General features: G+C 74.9%; 15 protein-coding genes and 1 pseudogene. 6 read left to right on the forward strand and 10 right to left on the reverse strand.

Annotated features, from left to right (window positions below; translation table 11 throughout):
- Nucleotides 1–77: 77 nt before the first annotated feature.
- Nucleotides 78–365 carry a hypothetical protein gene (locus ACFU5J_RS10395; RefSeq protein ID WP_430576910.1) on the forward strand — a complete coding sequence of 96 codons (288 nt, stop codon included), beginning with the start codon at nucleotides 78–80 and terminating at the stop codon, nucleotides 363–365.
- 67 nt (nucleotides 366–432) lie between these two features.
- On the opposite strand, the gene ACFU5J_RS10400 is transcribed toward ACFU5J_RS10395, so the two are convergent.
- Nucleotides 433–1,320: a universal stress protein gene (locus tag ACFU5J_RS10400; RefSeq protein ID WP_430576911.1), complete on the reverse strand. Its 888-nt coding sequence runs from the start codon at nucleotides 1,318–1,320 to the stop codon at nucleotides 433–435.
- Between the two features lie 168 nt (nucleotides 1,321–1,488).
- Here ACFU5J_RS10400 and ACFU5J_RS10405 point away from each other — a divergent pair, with 168 nt between their 5' ends.
- A complete protein-coding gene (locus ACFU5J_RS10405) occupies nucleotides 1,489–3,189 on the forward strand; it encodes a GAF domain-containing protein (protein ID WP_430578670.1) in 1,701 nt (566 codons plus the stop codon).
- Nucleotides 3,190–3,197: 8 nt separating this feature from the next.
- Here the strand turns inward: ACFU5J_RS10405 and ACFU5J_RS10410 are convergent, their stop codons facing one another.
- Together ACFU5J_RS10410 and ACFU5J_RS10415 are read right to left on the reverse strand one after the other, a co-directional pair.
- Complete coding sequence (locus tag ACFU5J_RS10410; RefSeq protein WP_430576913.1) at nucleotides 3,198–3,878, reverse strand: response regulator; 681 nt, start codon at nucleotides 3,876–3,878, stop codon at nucleotides 3,198–3,200.
- A gap of 68 nt (nucleotides 3,879–3,946) precedes the next feature.
- Nucleotides 3,947–5,152, reverse strand: coding sequence for a dipeptidase (locus ACFU5J_RS10415; protein ID WP_430578671.1), 1,206 nt, complete (start codon nucleotides 5,150–5,152; stop codon nucleotides 3,947–3,949).
- 188 nt (nucleotides 5,153–5,340) lie between these two features.
- Between ACFU5J_RS10415 and ACFU5J_RS10420 the strand changes: the two genes are divergently transcribed.
- Complete coding sequence (locus ACFU5J_RS10420; RefSeq protein ID WP_430578672.1) at nucleotides 5,341–7,275, forward strand: GTP-binding protein; 1,935 nt, start codon at nucleotides 5,341–5,343, stop codon at nucleotides 7,273–7,275.
- 21 nt (nucleotides 7,276–7,296) lie between these two features.
- Here the strand turns inward: ACFU5J_RS10420 and ACFU5J_RS10425 are convergent, their stop codons facing one another.
- The 5 genes from ACFU5J_RS10425 to ACFU5J_RS10445 all read right to left on the reverse strand — a co-directional run bounded on the left by ACFU5J_RS10425 (nucleotide 7,297) and on the right by ACFU5J_RS10445 (nucleotide 9,955).
- Nucleotides 7,297–7,659, reverse strand: coding sequence for an RNA-binding S4 domain-containing protein (locus ACFU5J_RS10425; RefSeq protein WP_430576916.1), 363 nt, complete (start codon nucleotides 7,657–7,659; stop codon nucleotides 7,297–7,299).
- Between the two features lie 56 nt (nucleotides 7,660–7,715).
- Nucleotides 7,716–8,315, reverse strand: coding sequence for an NADPH-dependent FMN reductase (locus ACFU5J_RS10430; RefSeq protein ID WP_430576917.1), 600 nt, complete (start codon nucleotides 8,313–8,315; stop codon nucleotides 7,716–7,718).
- Nucleotides 8,312–8,572, reverse strand: a complete 261-nt coding sequence (locus ACFU5J_RS10435; RefSeq protein ID WP_430578673.1) for a hypothetical protein — start codon at nucleotides 8,570–8,572, stop codon at nucleotides 8,312–8,314. The genes ACFU5J_RS10430 and ACFU5J_RS10435 overlap by 4 nt, the downstream gene beginning before the upstream one ends.
- 12 nt (nucleotides 8,573–8,584) lie before the next feature.
- Nucleotides 8,585–8,821, reverse strand: coding sequence for a hypothetical protein (locus tag ACFU5J_RS10440; RefSeq protein WP_430578674.1), 237 nt, complete (start codon nucleotides 8,819–8,821; stop codon nucleotides 8,585–8,587).
- Nucleotides 8,822–9,013: 192 nt separating this feature from the next.
- Nucleotides 9,014–9,955 (reverse strand): hypothetical protein, encoded by a 942-nt coding sequence (locus tag ACFU5J_RS10445; RefSeq protein WP_430576920.1) that lies wholly within the window; start codon nucleotides 9,953–9,955, stop codon nucleotides 9,014–9,016.
- A gap of 162 nt (nucleotides 9,956–10,117) precedes the next feature.
- Here ACFU5J_RS10445 and aspA point away from each other — a divergent pair.
- Both aspA and ACFU5J_RS10455 read left to right on the forward strand, forming a co-directional pair.
- Nucleotides 10,118–11,563, forward strand: a pseudogene (gene aspA / locus ACFU5J_RS10450) (aspartate ammonia-lyase); the annotation flags it as partial.
- Between the two features lie 131 nt (nucleotides 11,564–11,694).
- A complete protein-coding gene (locus ACFU5J_RS10455; protein ID WP_430578675.1) occupies nucleotides 11,695–13,002 on the forward strand; it encodes an anaerobic C4-dicarboxylate transporter in 1,308 nt (435 codons plus the stop codon).
- A gap of 7 nt (nucleotides 13,003–13,009) precedes the next feature.
- Here ACFU5J_RS10455 and ACFU5J_RS10460 read toward each other — a convergent pair whose 3' ends face one another.
- Nucleotides 13,010–13,426: a cupin domain-containing protein gene (locus ACFU5J_RS10460; RefSeq protein WP_430578676.1), complete on the reverse strand. Its 417-nt coding sequence runs from the start codon at nucleotides 13,424–13,426 to the stop codon at nucleotides 13,010–13,012.
- On the reverse strand, nucleotides 13,423–14,334 hold the full coding sequence (locus tag ACFU5J_RS10465) for a helix-turn-helix transcriptional regulator (RefSeq protein WP_430576923.1): 912 nt from the start codon (nucleotides 14,332–14,334) through the stop codon (nucleotides 13,423–13,425). The genes ACFU5J_RS10460 and ACFU5J_RS10465 overlap by 4 nt, the downstream gene beginning before the upstream one ends.
- A 102-nt stretch (nucleotides 14,335–14,436) precedes the next feature.
- On the opposite strand from ACFU5J_RS10465, the gene ACFU5J_RS10470 reads away from it, so the two are divergent.
- Nucleotides 14,437–15,843 (forward strand): MFS transporter, encoded by a 1,407-nt coding sequence (locus ACFU5J_RS10470; RefSeq protein ID WP_430578677.1) that lies wholly within the window; start codon nucleotides 14,437–14,439, stop codon nucleotides 15,841–15,843.
- Nucleotides 15,844–15,872: the final 29 nt, after the last annotated feature.

A 15,872-nucleotide genomic window follows, 5' to 3' on the forward strand; every position in this document is an offset into this window, starting at 1 on the left:
GGTGGGGCGACGGTTCCGCGTGCGGGTGCGCGCCCCGTGCGGTAGACCAAAGGGGTCGGGCCGCGGAGGGGGACGCCATGAGCACTGACGAGGACAGCATCCGCCCCGGCGCCGACGCCGGGTCCATGACGATCGCACTGCTGACCGCCTGCTCGGAGCCCGACCTCGGCATCCGTTCGCGGGTGGTCCAGGAGCTGCTCGACGAGGCCAGCCACGACGCCCGGCTCGCCCGCGAGGTGCTCACCACGATGCTCACGGCGTCGGTCATGTCGCTGCGCGCCTACACGGACGCCACCCGGCGCGACCCGCAGGACGTGCTGCGCACCCTCGGCGTGAGCTGGTCGCAGCGCTCGCTGAGCGCCTGAGGCGACGCGCGGCCTCCTGCGGCCGTGCACCCGCTCGGGGGAGTCGACGGGCGCGCGGCCGCAAGCCTCAGGGGTGCACCACCGTCACCGCGCACGGCGCGTGCCGCACGAGCCGGTCGGGCATCGAGCCGCGGACGACCTTCCGCACGTCGTGCCCGCTGGTGACGACGAGGTCGTCGGAGCGGAGCACCGCGAGCAGCGCGCCCGGCGCGTGACCGCCACGCCCCTCGACGGACCAGCGCACCCGGGGGTACTTCTCGCCCCAGAGGCTGACGCGGGCCTCCAGGTCCGCCCGGGCCTCCGCGCGGAGCCGCTCGAGCCAGTCCAGGTCGCCCTCCGTGACGCCGGTGAACATCCCCCGGTCGGCGGCGTGCGCCGCGAGCAGCTCGGCGCCGGCGCGGTCGGCCTCGTCGAACCCCGCCTCGAGCACGCGGTCGAGCGGCTCGCCGGGGGCGACGGCCACGACCACCCGCCGCGGCTCCTGCGCGCGGGCCGCGCGCGGCACGACGACCACCGTGCCGGGCGCCAGCGCCGCGACCGCCGACGACACGGAGCCCATGAGCACCCGGTCGAACGTCCCGACACCACGGCGGCCGACGACGACGACGGCGCCGCGCCGCGCGTGGTGCACGAGGACGGCGCTGGCGTCGCCGCGCACCGTCGCGTAGCCCACCTCCGTGGGCTCGGCCGCGAGCGCTCCGATCCTCGTCGTGCGGTCGAAGCGGGCCCGGGCGCGCGCGAGGAGCACCTCGGCCTCGGCCCGCGGGTCCGGGTGGCCGGCCGGCGCGGCGATCGCCCCCACCCCCATCGGCAGGGCGTACGCGTGCAGCACGACCAGCCGTGCCGCCAGGCGCGCGGCCTCGCCGGCCGCCCACGCCATCGCGTGGTAGCCGCCCTCCGACCCGTCGACGCCCACCACGACGTCCCGGACGGGCGTACCGACACTGCTGCTCATGGGCCACCTCCGTTCGCCACCAGTGCGCCACGGCGGCGTGCGCGCCCGGCAGAGCCGAACGCCCCGGGGCCCGGGACGGCGGGCCCTTCACCCACAGGCCGAAGGTCCCGATCGTGACCTTCGGGGATCACCCGGAATTCCCGGGCAACCCGTACTACCGTGGGAATGGTGAGCCCGCGACAGGGCCGCCGGGACCGGGACATGGACGTCCTGCTGGACGCCGTCGTCTCCGTGGGCCGGGGCCTGGAGCTGGAGACGACGCTGCACCGGGTGGTGAAGGCGGCCGCCGCGGTGGTCGACGCGCGCTACGCCGCGCTCGGCGTCCTCGGCGGCGACCAGCGCATCGCGCGGTTCATCACGGCGGGCATGACGGAGGCGGAGATCCGTGCGGTCGGCCCGTTCCCCACGGGGCACGGGCTCCTGGGCGAGCTCATCCGGCACCCGCACCCCTTGCGCCTGCCGGACATCGCCGCCGACGAGCGGTCGGTCGGCTTCCCGCCCCACCACCCGCCGATGCGCAGCTTCCTGGGGGTGCCGCTGCAGGTGCACGGGGCGCCGTTCGGCAACCTGTACCTCACGGAGAAGCGGGGCGGCGGGGAGTTCACGGACGACGACCAGCGCCTCCTGGAGGGGTTCGCGTCCGCGGCGAGCTTCGCCGTCGAGAACGCCCGGCTGTACGAGGAGACCCGGCTGCGCGAGCGGTGGTCGCGCGCCGACGACGAGATCGCCCGGCGCCTGCTGTCGGGCGAGGACCCGGACACGGTGCTGGACCTGGTCGCGTCCGAGGCGATCGACGTGGCGGCGGCCGACACGGCGGGGCTCGCCGTCCCGGTCGAGGACGACGAGGGGACCGCGGGGCAGCCGGTCTTCGTCGTGCGGACCGCGGTCGGCATCCGGGCGGACATGCTGCGCGGGCGCCTGATGCGCAACCCCGGGTCGTTCACGGCCAAGGCGTTCCTGGAGCGCCGGGTCATCGTCTCGCCCGACGCGACCTCCGACGACCGGGCGGAGGTGGTGCTCCACCCCGAGGGCACGCTCGGCCCGCTCGCCGCGCTCCCGCTGGTCGGTCGCGGGCAGCGGGTCCTCGGGGTGCTGGTCGTCGCGCGGGTCCGGGGCGCCGAGCCCTTCCCGACGGTGGTCGTCGAGGCCCTCGGCGCGTTCGCGAACCAGGCGACCGTCGCGCTGGAGCTCGCGGAGCGGCGCGCGGACGCCGCCCGGCTGGCGGTGGTGCGCGACCGCGACCGGATCGCCCGCGACCTGCACGACCTGGCCGTCCAGCGGCTGTACGCGACGGGCCTGTCGCTGCAGGCCGTGGACCGGCGGCTCGCCGACGTGCGGCCCCTCGGCTCCACGGGCCGGGGCGAGATCGCCGCCCGGGTCGGGGAGTCGATCGACCAGATCGACGAGACGATCGACCTGATCCGCACCACGATCCGCGGCCTGCGCGACCCGGGCGTCGCCGGCCCGCGCCGGCTCGCGACGCGGTCCCTCCTGCTCGCGGAGGCGGAGGCCGCGACCCACGCCCTGGGCTTCGCGCCGACGGTCCGGTTCGAGGGGCCGATCGACGCGCAGGTCCCGTCCACGACGACGGCGCACCTGGTGGCGGTGCTGCGCGAGAGCCTGTCGAACGCCGCCCGCCACGCCCGGGCCACGCAGGTGCACGTGAGCCTGCGGGCGGGCGACGACCTGGTGCTGACGGTGGTGGACGACGGCACCGGGATCGCCACGGACGCGCCCCGCAGCGGGCTGGCGAACCTCGAGCGCCGGGCGTCGGAGCTGGGCGGGTCGTTCGAGGTGCTGCCCGGCCGCACGGGCGGCACCGCGCTGCGCTGGCGCGTGCCGCTGGCCCCCTTGCCGACGGAGCCCTGACGGCGGGGTCAGTGCTCGGCCGGGGGCCGTTCGGGCTCGAGCGGACGACCCGCCCGCTCGAGACGCGCGGCCAGCACCGCGGCCTGGACCCGACGCTCGAGGCCCAGCTTCCCGAGCAGGCTGGACACGTAGTTCTTCACCGTCTTCTCGGCCAGGAACAGCTCCGCCCCGATCTGCCGGTTCGTCAGCCCCTCGCCCACGAGGCCCAGGATGCGGCGCTCCTGCGGCGTGAGGTCCGCGAGCGGGTCGTCGTCCTCCCCCTGGTGGCGCATCCGCTCCATGAGCCGGCCCGCGGCCTTCGGGTCCAGCGTGGAGCCGCCCGCCGCGACCGTGCGGATCCCGGCGACGAGGTCGGTGCCCCGCACCTGCTTGAGCACGTACCCGGAGGCGCCTGCGAGGATCGCGTCGAACAGCGACTCGTCGTCGTCGAACGACGTGAGCATCAGCACCGCCACGTCGGTGCGCGAGCGCAGCTCCCGGCACACGCTGACGCCGTCGCCGTCGGGCAGCCGCACGTCGAGGACGACCACGTCCGGCCGCAGCGCCGGGACGCGCGCGAGCGCCTCGGCCGCCGTCCCGGCGACGCCGACGACCTCGAGGTCGCCCTCCATCCCGAGCAGGTCGGCCACGCCGCGACGCACCACCTCGTGGTCGTCGACGAGGAACACCCGCACGGGCGCGCCGGTCATGGCCTCAACCTAGCCCTCCCGGGGGCTCCCGGCGGGGCGGTGGTCAGGGGCGACGGTCGGGGCAGTCCTCAGCCGTCCAGGTCCTCGATGCGGGCGACGCTGGGCGCGCGCTCGGTCTGCAGCCGGGCGGCGACGTCCTCCGCCTCGCGCAGCGCCCGCAGCACGTTACCGCTGGCCAGGCCGGCGAGGTCGGCGTCCGACCAGCCGCGGTCGGCGAGGGCCGCGAACAGGTTCGGGTAGCCGGAGACGTCGCGGAGCTCGTCGGCGAAGCCGCCCGCGCCGTCGTAGTCGCCGCCGAGGCCCACGTGCCGGGCGCCCGCGACCTCGCGCACGTGCTCGACGTGCGCGACGACGTCGGCCAGCGTGGTCGGGGGCTTGGGGTGGGTCTCGGCCCAGGCCGTGGCGAACCGGTCGAACTCGGCGTAGTCGTTCGGCGCGATCCCCGCGGCCTTCGCGGCCTCGCCGGCCTCGGCCCGCCACTCCCCGATCGCGGGGGTGACGAAGCTCGGCACGAACGTCACCATGCACACGCCCCCGTTGGCGGCGAGGCGCGCGAGGACGTCGTCGGGCACGTTCCGCGGCACGTCGCAGACGGCGCGGGCCGAGCTGTGCGAGAAGATCACCGGCGCCTCGGAGACGTCGAGGGCGGCGCGCATCGTGCCCGCGGAGACGTGCGAGAGGTCGACGAGCATCCCGAGGCGGTTCATCTCGCGCACCACCTCGCGCCCGAAGGCGGTGAGGCCGCCGTCCGCGAAGCGGCCGTCGGCGGGGGGCGCGTCGGTCGCGGACTCCGCCCAGGGGTTGTGGTGGTTGTGCGTGAGCGTCAGGTACCGGACGCCCACCTCGTAGAGCATGCGCAGGGCGCCCATCGACGAGTCGATCGACTGCCCGCCCTCGGCCCCCATGAGCGACGCGACGCGGCCCTCGGCCCACGCGGCCACGACGTCGTCGGCGCCGGTCGCGAGCCGGAAGTGCTCCGGCCAGCGCGCGACCATCCGGTGCACGGCGTCGACCTGCTCCAGCGTGGCGGTCACGGCGGCGCTGCCGGGCAGGTTGGAGGGCACGTAGACCGACCAGAACTGGGCCCCCACTCCCCCGGCGCGCAGCCGCGGCACGTCCGTGTGGGTGCGGCCCTCGGTGCCGGCCTCCAGGTCGAGCCGGGACCAGTCGTAGGCGACCTGGTCGCGCGCCTCCCACGGCAGGTCGTTGTGCCCGTCCCAGACGGGGTGCTCGCGCAGGAGGGCGGCGATCCTGTCGGTCTGCTCGGTCGTCATCCGGCGACCCTATCCACCCACGATCGCCCGAAAACACTCGCTCGGCCCGAAAACACCTTGGCGGCGCACCGCGACGCTGGTGGACTGGGCGCCGTCCGTCCGATCGACCCGAGCGAAGGAGCCTGCGATGCGTGCAGCCGTCGTGTCCCCCCACGAGCACGTCACGGCCCACGCAAAGGACAGGACATTTGGCACGCACGCTCAACCTCGGGATCCTCGCGCACGTCGACGCGGGTAAGACCAGCCTCACGGAACGGCTGCTGCACGCGGCCGGGGCGATCGACGCCGTCGGCAGCGTCGACGCGGGCAGCACCCAGACCGACACCCTCGACCTCGAGCGGCGGCGGGGCATCACGATCCGCTCCGCGGTCGCCTCGTTCGCCGTCGGCGACGTCACCGTCAACCTGATCGACACCCCCGGCCACCCGGACTTCGTCGCCGAGGTGGAGCGCGCCCTCGGCGTGCTCGACGGCGCGGTCCTCGTGGTCTCCGCCGTCGAGGGCGTGCAGGCCCAGACGCGCGTCCTCGCGCGGGCCCTGCGCCGGTCCGGCGTCCCCACCGTCGTGTTCGTCAACAAGGTCGACCGGGCCGGCGCCCGCGCGGACCTGGCGCTCGACGACGCGGCGCTCGACGACCTGCCGTTCGTGCCCCTCGGCGCGGCGGAGGGCGCCGGGACGCGGGCCGCCACGTGGCGGGCGGGGCTCGACGCCGACCGGGCCCTCGACGCGGTGGCCGACCACGACGACGCCGTCCTCGCGGAGTACGTCCGCACCGGGGCGGTGGGCGAGGGCCGCCTCCGCGCGGCGCTGGCCGCGCTGTCGCGCCGCGGGCTGCTGCACGCGGTGCTGGGCGGCTCCGCCGTCACCGGCGCGGGCGTGGACGACCTGCTCGCGGCGCTGCCCGAGCTGCTGCCCAGCGCCGACGGCGACCCCGACGGGCCGCTCTCGGGGCGGGTGTTCAAGGTCGAGCGGGGACCCGCCGGCGAGCGTGTCGCCTCCGTGCGGCTCTGGTCCGGGACGCTGCGCGAGCGGGACCGGGTCGGCGACGACAAGGTCACCGCCGTGCGCGTCGTGCACCGCGGTGCCGCCGTGGAGCGCGCGGAGGCCCACGCCGGGCAGGTGGCGCAGGTGTGGGGCCTGGCCGGCGTCCGCGTCGGCGACGACCTCGGCGCGCCGCACGGCACCGACGGCTTCCGCTTCTCGCCGCCGGTCCTGGAGACCGTCGTCGTGGCCGACGAGCCCGGGGAGCGGGCCGCCCTGCACGCCGCGCTCACGCAGCTCGCCGAGCAGGACCCGCTCATCGGGCTCCGGCTCGACGACGCCGGCGACGCGGCCCTCTCGCTCTACGGCGAGGTGCAGAAGGAGGTGGTCGGGGCGACGCTCGCCGAGGAGTTCGGCGTCGCCGTGTCGTTCCGCGAGACGACGACGTTCCACGTGGAACGGCCCGTCGGCGTCGGCGAGGCGGCCGAGCGCATGGGCGCCGACGGCAACCCGTTCAACGCGACCGTCGGGTTGCGCGTCGAGCCCGGGCCGGAGGGCTCCGGCGTGCGCTTCCGGCTCGGCATCGAGCCCGGCTCGCTCACCCTGGCGTTCCGTCGCGCGGTCGAGGAGACGGTGGTCGCGACGCTCGGGCAGGGGCTCGCCGGGTGGCAGGTGACCGACTGCACCGTCGTGCTGACGGAGTCCGGGTACGTGCCGCCCCCGCCCTACGGCTGGAGCATCTGGTCGAGCTCGGCGAGCGACTTCCGCCGGCTGACGCCCCTGGTGCTCATGGCGGCGCTGCGCCGCGCGGGGACCACGGTGCTCGAGCCGCTGCACACGCTCACGCTCGACGCCCCGGCCGACACGCTCGCCGCGGTGCTGCCGCTGCTCGCGCGGGAGGACGCCGTCCCCCTGTCGACCGTCACGCGCGGCCGGCGCGTCGTGGTCGAGGGCGAGGTGCCGGCGGCGCACCTGCACCGGCTGCACCAGCAGCTCCCCGGCGCGACGCGCGGCGAGGGCGTGCTGGAGTCGCGGTTCGCGCGGTACCGCCCCGTCCGGGGCGAGGTCCCCCGCCGCCGGCGGCGGGACGGCGACCCGCTGCACCGGGAGGAGTACCTGCGGTCGGTCGGCCGGCAGGCCTGAGCGGGCGTCCGGCGCGGGCGGTCAGTCGCGCCGGGCGCCGCGCAGCCGGTCGATGTCGCGGCGCTCGCGCTTGGTGGGGCGGCCGGCGCCGCGGTCGCGGACCCCGACGGCCTCCCGCTCCTGGCGCGTGGGCACCGGCGGGCTCTCGTCGCGGTAGGCCTTGACGGCCAGCGGCGCGCCCACCCGCTTGGGCAGCAGCTCGACGACCACGACCTTGCGGTCGCGCAACGGGTCGCGCCAGGTCACCGTGTCGCCCACCGCCACGTGCGTCGAGGGCTTGGCCACCGTGCCGTTCACCCGCACGCGGCCCGACCGCAGCAGGGCGGCCGACGCCGACCGGCTCTTGAAGAGCCGCACCGCCCACAACCACACGTCCACGCGCACGTCGTCAGCCTCTCACGCCGCGCACCTCGCCCGCGGGCCGTCCGCGGGGGCCGCGCCTACTTGGCCGACGCCGGGTCGCTGTCGCCGATGTGCCCCGGCGCGGTCACGGCGAGCACGCGCTGCACGAACGCGCAGTACTCGTCCATGTAGTGCCGCAGGAAGCCGGCGGTGCTCTCGTTCGTCACCTCGCCGTCGGGGCCGAAGTCGTCGGCGACGTAGGTGATGTAGGCCTCCGGGGCGTTGAGCTGCGGCGCGTCGAGGAAGCTGAGGACGCCGCGCATCGACGACTGCATCACCGCGGTGCCGATGCCGCCGGGCGAGGCCCCGATGATGCCGACGGGCCTGCGCGCGAACGAGTTCTGGCCCCAGGGCCGCGAGCCCCAGTCGATGGCGTTCTTCAGGGCGCCCGGGATCGACCGGTTGTACTCCGGTGACACGATCAGGAGCCCGTCGGACGCCTCCACCGCCGCCTTGAACGCCCGGCCCTCGGGCGGGTAGTCGGTGTCGTAGTCCCAGCTGTAGAGCGGGAGGTCCCCGATGGGGATCTCCGTGAACTCGAGGTCCGCGGGCGCCAGCCGGACGAGCGCCCGGGACAGCGTGCGGTTGATGGACGCCTTCGCGAGGCTCCCGACGATGTAGCCGATCTGGTAGGTCATGACGACTCCCTGCTCCTTCGCTCCGGTGGCGACACCTGCGCCAGAAGGGTCTCTGCCTCCGCGAGGTCGCGGCCGTACACGGGCACCTGCGGTCGCCCGGAGCGGAGCGCCGCCGCGCGGTCCGCACGGACGTCCACGAGGGGTGTTCCCGCCCCGGGCTGCTCCGGGCGGACGTCGTCGCTGATCGCGACGACGCCCTCCACCCGGAGCAGCCGGATGCGCAGCAACCGTGCGAGGAGCTGGATCCTGATGATCATGGCCGCTGCCGCCTACCCGCCGAGGCGGATGTCGTCGTACGGGTCCGCCGCGCCACGCGGCGGCCTCGACGACGGAGACCCCGACGGCGAGCCTGCCCCGTCGCCGCCGTCGAGGCGGGACCGCAGGCCGACCATGACGGCCCGGGCGCCCGCCTGGATCTGGGCGTACCGCTCTCGCCCGGCCCGCGTGCCGAGGACGTACCCCAGGCCGAAGAACAGGGCACGACCGACCGTCCTACGACCGATCATCCTGGCCCTCCTCTCCCGACCGGTCCTGCCGGGACCGGATGGCCGACACGGCCGCGCTCGCGGCCGTCACGCCCGCGGCCGCGCCGAGCGCGACCAGACCGCCTCGGAGCGCCGGGCTGCCAACACGTCGCGGCCTGCGCCCGAGCGCCTCCGCGACCCGGTCGGCGAAGGTCGCCTTCCTGCGCCACCACGTCATGATCGTGCTCCCGCCTTCCGCCTGTCCTCTTCCTTGTGCCTGCGGATCGCGGCGACGATCTGCGGCTTGCGCAGCGAGGACGGGAGGTCGAGCCCCATCTCGGTGCCCAGCGCGCGGAGCCGGTCCTTGGTCATGTCGTCGAGGTCCATCGGGCCCGTGTCGGCGTCCCCGCCGAGCTGGCGGGCTTCCGCAGCCGTCTCCTGCTTCCGGCGGTCGGCCTCCTCCACCCTCCGGCGCGCCTGCTGCGCCTCGTCCTCCGCCTCGCCCGCCAGCCGGTCCGCGCGGGCACGCGCCTCGTCCGCAGCCCTCCGGGCGTCGTCCGCAGCCTCCTCGGCGAGCTCGCGCGCATGCCTCATCTGCTCTCGCGCGCGCTCGATCGCCTGCTCGGCCGACGCTCGCGCCTTGTCCGCCCGTTCCCGGGCCTGCTCCACCTGCTTCCCGGTCTCGGCCTCCGTCTCCTCGACGTGCCGCGCGGTGATCTCCTGCGCCCGCTCCCGCTTCGCGGCCACGTACTCGTCGGCCTCGCGCTGCGCCTCGGCCACCACGCGGTCCACCTCGCGGTCGCCCTCCTGCCGGGCCTCCGCGACCTGGCGGTCGCTCTCCGCCTCGGCGGCGGCGACGGCGTCCGCCTGCTCCTTCGCGTTCCGGGCCTCCTCGTGGGCGCGCACCTCGAGCTCGTGCGCCCGCTCCATCGCCGCGTCCACCCGGTTGAGACGGCGGTCGCCGTCCCGGGGGAACGGGGTGGCCTCGGCGAGCGACGTGGCCGCGTGCTGCCCCGCTGCCTGGACGGTGCGGCCCGCGGACTGGACGGTGCGGCCCGCCGACCGGGCCGGGTTCGTCACTCCCGCGTCCAGCGCCCACCGCACGTTGCGCGGCAGGTCCGTCAGGCCCCGGCGCGCCTGCCGTCCCAGCCAGGCCATCGGGTTGGACCTCGTCATGGGCTCCTCCTCGTTCGTCGGGCAGCCGTGCGACGACCACCGGTGATGCCCCCTGACGACTCGTGCCCTTCCAGGACACGCCCGACCTCGGATGCACGCACTCGGGCCCTCGCCGGGTGCCGGGGTACCGGCGTTGCTAGCGTCTGCCCCATGGCTGAACCCATGGCAGGCACCCCGGCCGCACCCCAGGCCGGCGTACGCGTCGAGGAAGACCTGCTCGGACCGAAAGAGGTCCCTGCGCAGGCGTACTACGGGATCCACACCGTCCGGGCGATGGAGAACTTCCCCATCTCCGGGACCACCATCAGCGACGTGCCGGAGATGATCCGCGGCATGGTGATGGTGAAGAAGGCGGCGGCGCTCGCGAACCGCGAGCTGCGCGCCATCCAGCGCGACATCGCGGACGCCATCATCGGCGCGTGCGACGAGGTGCTGGTCAAGGGCCGCTGCCTCGACCAGTTCCCCATCGACGTGTTCCAGGGCGGCGCGGGTACCAGCGTCAACATGAACACCAACGAGGTGATCGCGAACCTCGCGCTGGAGCTGTCCGGCTTCCCGCGCGGCCGCTACGACGTCATCAACCCGAACGACCACGTCAACAAGTCGCAGTCCACCAACGACGCCTACCCCACCGGCTTCCGCCTGGCCGTGCACGCCCTGACCGAGGCGCTCGTGGTGGCGGTGCGGCGGCTGTCGCGGGCGTTCGACGAGAAGGCCTCCGAGTTCGCGGACCTGCCCAAGATGGGCCGCACCCAGCTGCAGGACGCGGTGCCCATGAGCCTGGGCCAGGAGTTCGCCGGCTTCTCGGTGAACGTCGCCGAGGAGGTCAAGCGCCTGCGCAACGCGGCCGACCTGCTGCTCGAGGTGAACCTGGGCGCGACGGCGATCGGCACGGGCCTCAACACCCCGCCCGGCTACCCCAAGGTCGCGGCGCGACGCCTCGCGGAGGTCAGCGGGCTCGGCACGGTGCCCGCGGAGAACCTGGTCGAGGCCACCTACGACAACGGCGCGTACCTGGCCGTGCACTCCGCGGTGAAGCGGCTCGCGGCCAAGCTGTCGAAGATCTGCAACGACCTGCGCCTGCTGTCCTCCGGGCCGCGCGCGGGGCTCAACGAGATCAACCTGCCCGAGCTGCAGGCCGGGTCGTCGATCATGCCCGCCAAGGTGAACCCGGTGATCCCCGAGGTGGTCAACCAGGTCTGCTTCAAGGTCATGGGCAACGACGTCACCATCACGCACGCCGCCGAGGCCGGCCAGCTGCAGCTCAACGTCATGGAGCCCGTGCTCGCGGAGTCGATGTTCGAGTCGATCCGCCTGCTGACCAACGCCTGCGACGCGCTGCGCACCAAGTGCGTCGTCGGGATCACCGCCAACGCGGAGGTCATGCGGCAGCACGTGCTCGGCTCGATCGGCATCGTCACCTATCTCAACGAGGTCATCGGCCACCACAACGGCGACCTGGTCGGCAAGGAGGCCGCCCGCACGGGCAGCTCCGTGCGCGACGTCGTCGTCGCCCGCGGCCTGCTCACGGCCGAGGAGGTGGACGCGATCCTCACCACGGAGAACTTCCTGCACCCGCGCTACTCCGGCCGGTTCTACGCGCCAGACGAGCGCGGCATCCCTGCGCCCGGCGAGGACGGCGGGTCGTCGACCGTCGTGGAGTCCGACGACGCCACGGGCGCCCCCTCGGACCCGGAGCACGAGCACCATGCGGCCGACGAGGAGGGTGAGGCCGCGCGGTGATCGTCGTCCAGTTCGTCGTCGTCCTGGTCTTCGTCTTCATCGGTGCGCGCATCGGCGGGATCGGGATCGGGCTGGCGGGCGGCGCCGGCGTCATCGTCCTCGGGCTGCTGGGCCTCGAGGTCGACCCCGCGACCGGCGTCCCCTGGGACGTGCTGGGCATCATCATGTGCGTCATCGCGGCCATCGCCGCGATGCAGGCCGCCGGCGGGCTCGACTACCTCGTGGCGAAGACGGAGGTGCTGCTGCGCGCCCGCCCGCGCAACATCACCTTCCTCGCGCCGCTCGTCACCTACTTCATGACCGTGTTCGCCGGCACGGGCCAGGTCGCCTTCTCCACCCTCCCGGTGATCGCCGAGGTGGCGAAGGAGTCGAACGTGCGCCCGTCACGGCCGCTGTCGATCGCGGTGGTCGCGTCGCAGATGGCGATCGCGGCATCGCCCATCTCCGCGGCGGTGGTGGCGATGGCCGCCGTCGTGGAGCCGCTGGGCGTCGACTACATCACCCTGCTCACCGTGGCGGGCGTCTCGACCCTGGTGGGCTGCATGGTCGGGGCGGTCGTCGCGTCCCGGCAGGGCGTCGAGCTGCAGGACGACCCGGTGTACCAGGAGCGGCTCGCCAAGGGGCTCGTGAAGCGCCGCGAGCGCACCGAGTTCGTCGCCAAGCCGCGCGCTCTGCTGTCGCTCGTCATCTTCGCCGCCGCGCTGCTCGTCGTGGTGCTGTACTCGACCGCGGTGTCCGACTCGGTGGGCCTCATCAGGGACCCGACCATCACCCGCAGCGGCGCCATCATGACGTTCATGCTGCTGGCGGGGCTGCTCATCGCCGTCTTCTGCAAGATCGACGTGAGCACGGTCATCACGCAGCAGACGTTCCGGTCGGGCATGAGCGCCGCCGTCTGCATCATCGGCGTCGCGTGGCTGGGAAACACGTTCGTGCAGGGCCACACCGCCGAGATCGAGGAGCTGGGCGGCGACCTCATCCGCCAGTACCCGTGGATGCTCGCCGTCGTGCTGCTGCTGGCCTCCGCGCTGCTCTACTCCCAGGCCGCGACGACGATCGCGCTGATGCCCGTCGCGGCCGGCATGGGCGTGGCCGCGACGACGATGGTCGCGTCGTTCCCCGCCGTCACGGGGCTGTTCCTGCTGCCGACCTACACCACCGTGGTCGCGGCGATCGAGCTCGACGACACCGGCACCACCCGCATCGGGAAGTACCTGTTCAACCACTCGTTCATGGTGCCGGGGCTGGTGGCCGTCGGGACCGCCGTCGCCCTCGGCTTCGGGATCGCGCCGCTGCTGATCTGAGCGGGTCTCAGACGTCCAGCCAGGGCGCGGCGTCGTACTGCTCGTCCGTGACGTGCTCCAGCCAGGTGGTCGTGGCCGCCGGGTCGTCGGCGTTCTCCAGCATCGCGAGGTGCTCCATGAAGTCGTCCGGCGACGCCCCGTGCCAGTGCTCCTCCCCCGGCGGGCAGTAGACCGTCTCGCCCGGCCGGGCCTCCACGACGACGCCGTCGCGCGTGCCGACCAGCGCCACCCCGGACACCACGTGCAGCGTCTGCCCGCGGGCGTGCGAGTGCCACGCCGTGCGCGCCGCGGGCGCGAACCGCACGAGCGCCACCACCATCCGCTGGTCGCCCTCCTGCGGGACGGCGATCGGGTCGAGCCAGACGTCGCCCCGGAACTGCTCGGGCGGGTTCTTGGTGGTGGCGGGGCGGGGGAGCTTCTTCATCGTCCGGTGATCCCTTCCGGGGAGGTGGGCGCCGCGAGCGTGGTCGCCGCCCACGACGCCAGGAGCTTGAGCCCGTCCTCCGACGGCGAGCCGGGCTGCGCGGTGTACACGTTCATCTGCAGGCCCGGGTCGGCGGGCAGCAGGAGCGCCTCGTAGTCGAGCTCGAGCAGGCCGACCGCCGGGTGGTGGAACACCTTGGTGCCCGTGCGGTGCAGCCGCACGTCGTGAGAGGCCCACAGCCGGCGGAAGTCCTCGCTGCGGGTGGAGAGCTCCCCGACCAGGGCGGTGAGGGACTTGTCGTACGGGTTCCTGCCCGCCTCGGCGCGCAGGATCGCGACGGCGTCGTGCGCCATCCGCGGCGACTTCTCACCGAAGAACGCGGCGGCGGCGCCGGGGTCGAGGAAGTGGAACCGGGCGCTGTTGACCGGCTTGCCCGCGGCCTGCTCGGGCGAGTCGTACAGCGGCGCGTACAGCGCGCGGCCCAGGACGTTGGTGCCGAGCACGTCGAGCCGGCCATTGCGGACGAAGGCGGGGACGTCGCCCATCGCGTCGAGGATCCGCTGCACGGCGGGGCGCAGAGTGCCGGGCGGTGTCCGGCGGGCGCGTGACCGCGCGGCGCCGGACGCGTTCGCGGCGCGCGCGAGGTCGAACAGGTGGAGCCGCTCCGCCTCGTCGAGCTGCAACGCCTCCGCGAGCGCCTCCAGCACCTCCTCCGACACCCCGCCGAGGTTCCCGCGCTCCAGCCGGGTGTAATAGTCGACGCTCACGCCCGCGAGCATCGCCACCTCCTCGCGCCGCAGCCCCGGCACGCGCCGGTTGCCGCCGTACGCCGGCAGGCCCGCCTTGTCCGGGGTGATCCGCGCCCGGCGCGTGGCCAGGAACTCGCGCGTCTCCGCCTTCAGGTCCATGCCCACGACGGTACGTCGGCACGCTCGGCCGTGGGAGGTACTGGCAGGACCGGGGACGCCCGGGACTCCCCCGCCGGCGCGCGCCGCCGTCAGATGGACGCCATGACCAGCGCACCCCTCGCTCCCGCCGCACCACCCGTCGCGGCGCCGCCTCCCCCCGTGCCGGCCGCACGCCGCGGCACCGCCGCCGTCCTCGCGATCATCCTGGTCGGCTACTTCATGGTGATCCTCGACAACTCGATCGTGATCACCGGTCTGCCCCACATCCGCGCCGAGCTCGGCATGTCCGCGACGGCGCTCGCCTGGGTGCAGGACGCCTACCTGCTGGCGTTCGGCGGCCTGCTGCTGCTCGGCGCCCGCGCCGGCGACGTCCTCGGCCGCCGGCGCATGTTCGTCGTCGGGCTCGCGCTGTTCACGCTGGCGTCCGTCGCCGTCGGGCTCGCGCCCACGGGCGGCTGGCTGGTCGGAGCCCGCGCGCTCCAGGGCGTGGGCGCGGCCGTGCTCGCGCCGTCGACCCTCGCGCTGCTCACGGCGAGCTTCCCCGAGGGCCCGGAGCGCACCCGCGCGACGGCGGCGTACGGCGCCGTCGCGGGCATCGGCGCCAGCGTCGGGCTCGTCGTGGGCGGCCTGCTCGCCGACCTCGTCTCCTGGCGCGCGGGCTTCCTCGTGAACCTGCCCGTCGGCGCCGTCATGCTGGTCGCCGGGCTGCGGGTGCTGCCGGAGACACCGCGGACCCCCGGCCGCTTCGACGTGCCGGGGGCGCTGCTGGCCACGCTCGGCCCGGCGGCGCTGGTGTACGGCTTCGTCCGCGCCGGCGACGAGGGCTGGTCGGATCCGGCCACGGTCGCCGCGTTGGCGCTCGGCGTCGCGCTCCTGGCCGCCCTCGTGGTCGTCGAGCGCCGCGCGGCGCAGCCCGTGCTGCCGCTCGGCCTGTTCGCGAGCCGCGAGCGCGTCGGCGCCTACGTGGCCCGCCTGCTCTTCATCGGCGCGATGATGGGCTTCTTCCTCTTCACCAGCCAGTACCTGCAGGACGAGCGCGGGTTCTCCGCCCTGGCGGCCGGGTTCGCGTACTTCCCGATGACGGCGGTGAACTTCGTGGTCGCGCTCGCCGTGCCGCGCCTGCAGCGCCGGGCGAGCGGCGCGGTGCTGCTCGTGGCCGGGCTGGTGCTCGCCGTCGCGGGCACGGCGTGGCTGGGCGCCCTCGACGCGGGCACGTCGTACGCCGTCGGCATCGCGCTGCCGATGACGCTGATCGGCGCCGGGCAGGGCCTGGCCTTCGGGCCCCTCACGGCGTCGGGCATCGCGGGCGTCGACAGGTCGCAGGCCGGCGCCGCGTCGGGGGTCGTGAACTCCGTGCACCAGCTGGGCGGCGCGCTCGGCATGAGCCTCGTGCTGGCCCTGACCGGCACGTACGCGGCGGCGATGACCGCGGGCGCCGTCCTGCTGCTCGGCGCCCTCGCCGCCGCGGCGCTCCTGGTGCTGCCCGCCGCCCGGCGGGCGCGGCGATGACCGTGCGGGGGACGGGCCAGCGGGGTACC

Source organism: Isoptericola sp. NPDC057559 (assembly GCF_042801555.1).
Taxonomy (GTDB): domain Bacteria; phylum Actinomycetota; class Actinomycetes; order Actinomycetales; family Cellulomonadaceae; genus Isoptericola.

Excerpts from the sequence above, each read along its gene's own strand:
- ACFU5J_RS10395 (WP_430576910.1), top strand. The coding sequence starts at position 78 with ATGAGCACTGACGAGGACAGCATCCGCCCCGGCGCCGACGCCGGGTCC.
- ACFU5J_RS10400 (WP_430576911.1), bottom strand. The coding sequence starts at position 1,320 with ATGAGCAGCAGTGTCGGTACGCCCGTCCGGGACGTCGTGGTGGGCGTC.
- ACFU5J_RS10410 (WP_430576913.1), bottom strand. The coding sequence starts at position 3,878 with ATGACCGGCGCGCCCGTGCGGGTGTTCCTCGTCGACGACCACGAGGTG.
- ACFU5J_RS10415 (WP_430578671.1), bottom strand. The coding sequence starts at position 5,152 with ATGACGACCGAGCAGACCGACAGGATCGCCGCCCTCCTGCGCGAGCAC.
- ACFU5J_RS10430 (WP_430576917.1), bottom strand. The coding sequence starts at position 8,315 with ATGACCTACCAGATCGGCTACATCGTCGGGAGCCTCGCGAAGGCGTCC.
- ACFU5J_RS10435 (WP_430578673.1), bottom strand. The coding sequence starts at position 8,572 with ATGATCATCAGGATCCAGCTCCTCGCACGGTTGCTGCGCATCCGGCTG.
- ACFU5J_RS10440 (WP_430578674.1), bottom strand. The coding sequence starts at position 8,821 with ATGATCGGTCGTAGGACGGTCGGTCGTGCCCTGTTCTTCGGCCTGGGG.
- ACFU5J_RS10445 (WP_430576920.1), bottom strand. The coding sequence starts at position 9,955 with ATGACGAGGTCCAACCCGATGGCCTGGCTGGGACGGCAGGCGCGCCGG.
- ACFU5J_RS10460 (WP_430578676.1), bottom strand. The coding sequence starts at position 13,426 with ATGAAGAAGCTCCCCCGCCCCGCCACCACCAAGAACCCGCCCGAGCAG.
- ACFU5J_RS10465 (WP_430576923.1), bottom strand. The coding sequence starts at position 14,334 with ATGGACCTGAAGGCGGAGACGCGCGAGTTCCTGGCCACGCGCCGGGCG.
- ACFU5J_RS10470 (WP_430578677.1), top strand. The coding sequence starts at position 14,437 with ATGACCAGCGCACCCCTCGCTCCCGCCGCACCACCCGTCGCGGCGCCG.